Genomic DNA, 4,906 nt, shown 5'->3' on the forward strand with positions numbered 1-4,906 from the left:
GACCCTTTCGTACAGCGATTGGTGACCTATCTTCAAGCTGGTCAATATAAATTACTCAAAGCCAATAAATCTTTAGCTGCCAAACAACAAAAAGAGCATTTGCTTGGTATTGAGCGAGCGTCTGACTGCATCGGAGACGGAATTTAGCAAATGCTCTTTTTGTTGTTTGGCAGCTAAAGATTTATTGGCTTTGAGTAATTTATATTGACCAGCTTGAAGATAGGTCACCAATCGCTGTACGAAAGGGTCAGGATTAGTTAGAGGCGAATCGATGGTCATGCTCGACTGAACTGTGGTGGCGGGAGATAAATATAACTTACGCGCTCGTTGGATTTTCCCCTCTAACTCTGGGCGATAAATACCAATGCGATCGAGCATAATCTTAGCGGCTGCCAAAGTAACTTCGCGGTTAAACGTCCAAATCCCTTCAAAACGACGATTGGAGTCGATGGTTGTTTGGTTTTGTGCTTCGGGAGTCGAAACATTTTTTTCGCGACAAATCAAACAACTAGCATAATGCTGTCCGATAATTACCAAATGCCATTCTTGAGCCAAAGCATCGCTCGGTTCAAAAGCAATAGTTTCATAATCAGTAGAGCGATTGGCAAAATCTGTCTCTGGTGCGGCTAAAACATATACCTGAGAAGATTTACGGGAAATTCGTTTATAACGATGAGCTTCTTGACGATAAAAACGCTCTCTTTGAAAGCTAGCAACAACTAAGGGGGTATCGGAATCATTAAGCACTAAATCTTCCATGGCGTGAGATAACGCCGTTAAAGAAGTTTTAAAATACATTTGTGGTCGCCACTCGCCACATTGTTCTAGTAGCAGTTGCACCACAGAATTAGAAATGCTCATCTATAAAGTTATTGAAGTTAGAACCTTGTCCTTCATGGGTTAGAGTACCCTTAGTTAGGACAAAAGGCAAAAATATGGAAAAATTGCTTACCCATAATCATCCTACAAAAAACTCGTCCCCTTAACTGCTACGTATTGCAACAATTAAAACAATACAAAAGTCGGCAAATATAGCTCGAACTCCAAAGTTAATTGACTGCTCTATCTGAGGAGCTAAAATTAAACTCTAAATAAATTGTTTCATGGTAAATGAGATACCCCAACAATATGCGCCTTCGTTTTCGCTTTCCTACTTTAACGGGAATCACCACAGCCATCCTGTTAACTTTAATCGCTCCTGCTAAAGCTTTAAAAGTAGAAATTTTACCCAAAAGCCCCCAGCAAGGCGATACAATTTCTGTCATTGTCGATACGGAAGATGATGCTGTTATTCCTACTGTTAGCATTGATCGAGTTAACTATCCAGTTTTTCTAAGTAATGGTAAATATCGAGCGTTTATTCCCACTTCTCCTCTGAATACTCCAGGTAAGATGACTCTCCAAGTTAAAGGAGACAATCGAACCAGCAATATTGGGGTCTGGTTAAAAAATAGATCTTTTCCCGTTCAGCGCATTTGGCTCAGTGGCAAAGCTTCTCGCCCCGCAACTCAACTAGAATTAGACCGCGTTAGAAAATTTAAAGCTCTAGTAACTCCTGAAAAATTTTGGCAGGGAGCTTTTGCTCGTCCCAATGCTTCGCGAGTTTCGACGGGTTTTGGCTTGCGTCGTTATTATAATGGTGTATTTGCCAATGACTACTACCATAAAGGAGTAGATTATGCTGGTGGCTATGGTTCTCCTGTAGTCTCTCCTGCTGCGGGTAAAGTTCGTTTGGTAGGAAAAGAAAGTGAGGGTTTTCACGTCCACGGCAACATTGTTGGTATCGACCACGGACAAGGAGTATTAAGTATTTTTATGCACTTACAAGATATTAATGTGACTGAAGGAACAATGGTACAAGTAGGTCAACAAATTGGTACGATTGGCTCGTCAGGGGCTTCTACAGGCCCTCACTTACATTGGGGTGTGTATGTCAATCAAGTGGCAGTAGACCCCGTCCCTTGGCGATTTGAGGGAATTGAATAAAAGCGTCACTTTTTTTTTACATTTTTAATTGTTGTCTTTTCGATCCCAGACAATAGCGATTAAGATAGTTCCGAAGGTCTGCTTAAGCAAGAATTTTATTGTTATTCGATACTATGGGAATTAATTCAATCGTCGATCAAGCTTTACAAGATGGCTACTTAACCCCCAGTATGGAAGCTGAAGTCGGAAGAATTTGCGACACTGCTGCCGAACTTTCGGTAGAAGAATATATGGCACTCGATAAGCTCATGGGAGCTTTGTTGACTGGAGAGGTAGTGGCAGTTCCTCGCAAGCAGTTTATCAACGTGATGGAAGAGTTGGTTTTGAGCGACGCTATTTCTCGCGTAGCTGAAATAGAACAAACTAGCGATACATCTTTGGATGTAGGAGATATTGCCGCCTATGCTTTAAACCGTCTACCTCCTTTGTATGCCACAACGGAAGAAGGGGCAAATTACCAAAGGCAAAGAGCTAGGGAAGAACTACAAAGTTTAATTCAAGAGCAAGTAGCAGAAGCGATCGCTCGATATTTAGATCGCCCCGAATTCTTCCCCGAACGGCAAGCTATTACTCACAAGAATGATTCTCAAATGGCAGGACAACTGAGCAGTTTGCTTAAGGATTATGCTCCTAATTATGAACAGTAAAATTCAGTCTGAGAGCAGGTTCTAGAGAACGAGGAACTTTTTTATCTGGTTTCTAGTCAAGATACGTAATACTTCAAAACCCATTTTTAAGTTAGGTTGATTGAGTTTATGAGTTTATCTCTTCCCGTATCTTGGTCGAGAGCCGAGACAAAAGAAAAGCAAAATATCGTGTCTCCCGAACAACTTTCTAATTACGACCTGATTGTTTACTGTCAAGCAACTATTCAGCCTGACAAAGTGGCTTTTGCTGAACTGTTAAAAAGATATCAATCTCATCTGAACCGTCTTTTTTATCATTTAGCTCCAGATTGGCAAGAAAGAGCGGATCTAGCTCAAGAAGTTTGGATTAGAGTTTATCGCAATATCCATCGCCTCCAAGATCCTGCCAAATTTCGCGGTTGGCTCAGTCGCATTGCTACTAACTTATTTTATGACGAACTACGCAAACGCAAACGAGCTACCCCTCCTTTGTCTTTGGATGCTCCTCGTTATGTAGAAGACGGAGAAATGAGTTGGGAATTGCCCGACGATGCCCCCAGTCCTAATGACGATTTGGCTACTAGAGAGTTTTACGAACACCTCCAAAATGCGATCGCTCAGTTGCCAGAAACTTTTCGCACTACTATTGTGTTGCGAGAAATAGAAGGTTTGCCCTATGAAGAAATTGCCGAGATGACGGGAGTTTCTTTAGGTACTGTTAAATCAAGAATTGCTAGAGCCAGATTAAAGTTGCAATCAGTGTTGCAAAATTATCTTGATGACGAGTAAATTGGTAAATATATGTTGATGATTTAATATTTATTTTTTTAAGTAGCGGTGATGGCAGAATGACATCTCAATTTGATAGTTTCCAGTATAATTCCTCGGCTGAAGATCCGTATTTAGAAACAGAAGATTCTTACTTAGATTCTTTTGAACTTCTGAGTGCTTACATAGATGGGGAATTATCTCTTCCAGAAACCAAACAAGTACAAGCTAGGCTCGATTGCGATCCTGAATTTAAGAAGTTATATACTCAGTTATTAACTTTACAAGGTCATTTACAACATTCTGTAGCACCACCCAGCGAAAAATCTACAGAGGAAATTACGGCTGGGGTTTTCCAATCTTTAGACCGTACTCGTCGTTGGCAGCGTAAACTAGCTTGGGGTGGTAGTGCGATCGCTGCCTCGGTAATAGCAGGTGTATCGGGTCTGATTCCTGGTTTTTCTCCCCTATCTCCCCAAATAGCAGAATTAAATTCTCCTAATAATAATATTTCTACTTCAGTCATGTTAGCTGTTGCAGTCGATCGACCTGCAATTAATATTCCTAAATCTCTGGGCGATTACGATTACAGTGATTGGAATGTAGAGCAAAATTAGGTAATTGTCAGTGGGGAGTCCAACAAACTAGACTGCAAAAATAACTACCAGTTATCATTCAGAAGAATTTAGGAACTAACAACTAAGAACTAAGAATTAATAATTATTTTGAGCCACAAAAGCGATCGCTTTGGGTAGAATATTGTGTTCTTGAATTTGTATGCGTTGATGAAGAGTGTCCGCATCATCGTCGGGTAAAACAGGTACTGCTGCTTGCATGATAATTGCCCCACTATCTACTTCTAAACTGACTAAATGAACGGTACAGCCTGTAATCTTTACCTTGGCTGCTAATGCTTGTTCTATGGCTCTAATGCCTTTAAAACTGGGTAACAAGCTAGGGTGAATATTGATTACGCGATCGCGATAGCCGTCTAATAAAACTTGGGTAATAATTCGCATCCAACCCGCCATAATTACCCAATCGACTCCATAAGCTTTAAATACGGCGATAATTTCGCGATCTAGGTTTTCTCGCGTATAGTTTTTGTGGTCTAAAAATACTGTAGGGATTTTATATTTTTCTGCTCTTGCTTTTACTTTGGCTTCGGGATTGTTATAAATTAAAACTTTAATTTCTGCATTAAGTTCTCCTGCCGCGATCGCTTTAGCTATTGCCTCAAAGTTACTTCCGCTGCCAGAAGCCATCACTCCCAATTGTAGGGTCGGAGATTTTTTGCTTGATTCAGAAGAACTTATGGTTGTAGGTGAAATCAAAAAACTTTCTTTCATTTAACAAAGCTTATTTAGTTTATTTAAAGACTCTTTTGCTACTTCTAATAACCTACCGAAAGTCTTTCCCAATTATTTTTTAGCCGTCAGTCTAGATTTGAGATGAGGGAACTAAACGACTAGGTAATTCAGGAAATAATAAGGCTTAGAGATAAGCAAAACCCATTACCTGTTACC

At 40.2% G+C, this 4,906-nt stretch carries 6 protein-coding genes and 1 pseudogene; 5 read left to right on the forward strand and 2 right to left on the reverse strand.

What is annotated here, in order from left to right; genetic code table 11:
* A partial coding sequence (locus AC33VI_RS14595) for a hypothetical protein (RefSeq protein WP_491782999.1) occupies positions 1 to 147 on the forward strand: 147 nt, incomplete at its 5' end.
* On the opposite strand, the pseudogene AC33VI_RS14600 reads toward AC33VI_RS14595, so the two are convergent.
* A pseudogene (locus AC33VI_RS14600) lies at positions 94 to 861 on the reverse strand (DICT sensory domain-containing protein); the annotation flags it as partial. The gene AC33VI_RS14595 and the pseudogene AC33VI_RS14600 sit on opposite strands and share 54 nt — an antisense overlap.
* Positions 862 to 1,110: 249 nt before the next feature.
* Here AC33VI_RS14600 and AC33VI_RS14605 point away from each other — a divergent pair.
* The 4 genes from AC33VI_RS14605 (at position 1,111) to AC33VI_RS14620 (ending at position 3,997) form a co-directional block, all read left to right on the forward strand.
* Positions 1,111 to 1,986: a M23 family metallopeptidase gene (locus AC33VI_RS14605; RefSeq protein WP_491782994.1), complete on the forward strand. Its 876-nt coding sequence runs from the start codon at positions 1,111 to 1,113 to the stop codon at positions 1,984 to 1,986.
* A 113-nt stretch (positions 1,987 to 2,099) separates the two neighbouring features.
* Positions 2,100 to 2,633, forward strand: a complete 534-nt coding sequence (locus AC33VI_RS14610) for a late competence development ComFB family protein (RefSeq protein WP_491782995.1) — start codon at positions 2,100 to 2,102, stop codon at positions 2,631 to 2,633.
* Positions 2,634 to 2,741: 108 nt separating this feature from the next.
* The gene (locus AC33VI_RS14615; protein WP_491782996.1) at positions 2,742 to 3,401 is read left to right on the forward strand and encodes a sigma-70 family RNA polymerase sigma factor; all 660 of its coding nucleotides are present in this window, start codon (positions 2,742 to 2,744) and stop codon (positions 3,399 to 3,401) included.
* A 59-nt stretch (positions 3,402 to 3,460) separates the two neighbouring features.
* The gene (locus AC33VI_RS14620) at positions 3,461 to 3,997 is read left to right on the forward strand and encodes an anti-sigma factor family protein (RefSeq protein WP_491782997.1); all 537 of its coding nucleotides are present in this window, start codon (positions 3,461 to 3,463) and stop codon (positions 3,995 to 3,997) included.
* A gap of 96 nt (positions 3,998 to 4,093) precedes the next feature.
* Here the strand turns inward: AC33VI_RS14620 and purN are convergent, their stop codons facing one another.
* Complete coding sequence (gene purN / locus AC33VI_RS14625) at positions 4,094 to 4,729, reverse strand: phosphoribosylglycinamide formyltransferase (RefSeq protein ID WP_491782998.1); 636 nt, start codon at positions 4,727 to 4,729, stop codon at positions 4,094 to 4,096.
* Positions 4,730 to 4,906 lie beyond the last annotated feature (177 nt).

The organism is Waterburya sp. (genome assembly GCF_058530065.1).

What these genes read in the sequence shown, in the direction of transcription:
- AC33VI_RS14620 (WP_491782997.1), top strand. Translation starts at nt 3,461, where the DNA reads ATGACATCTCAATTTGATAGTTTCCAGTATAATTCCTCGGCTGAAGAT.
- purN (WP_491782998.1), bottom strand. Translation starts at nt 4,729, where the DNA reads ATGAAAGAAAGTTTTTTGATTTCACCTACAACCATAAGTTCTTCTGAA.
- AC33VI_RS14610 (WP_491782995.1), top strand. Translation starts at nt 2,100, where the DNA reads ATGGGAATTAATTCAATCGTCGATCAAGCTTTACAAGATGGCTACTTA.
- AC33VI_RS14605 (WP_491782994.1), top strand. Translation starts at nt 1,111, where the DNA reads ATGAGATACCCCAACAATATGCGCCTTCGTTTTCGCTTTCCTACTTTA.
- AC33VI_RS14615 (WP_491782996.1), top strand. Translation starts at nt 2,742, where the DNA reads ATGAGTTTATCTCTTCCCGTATCTTGGTCGAGAGCCGAGACAAAAGAA.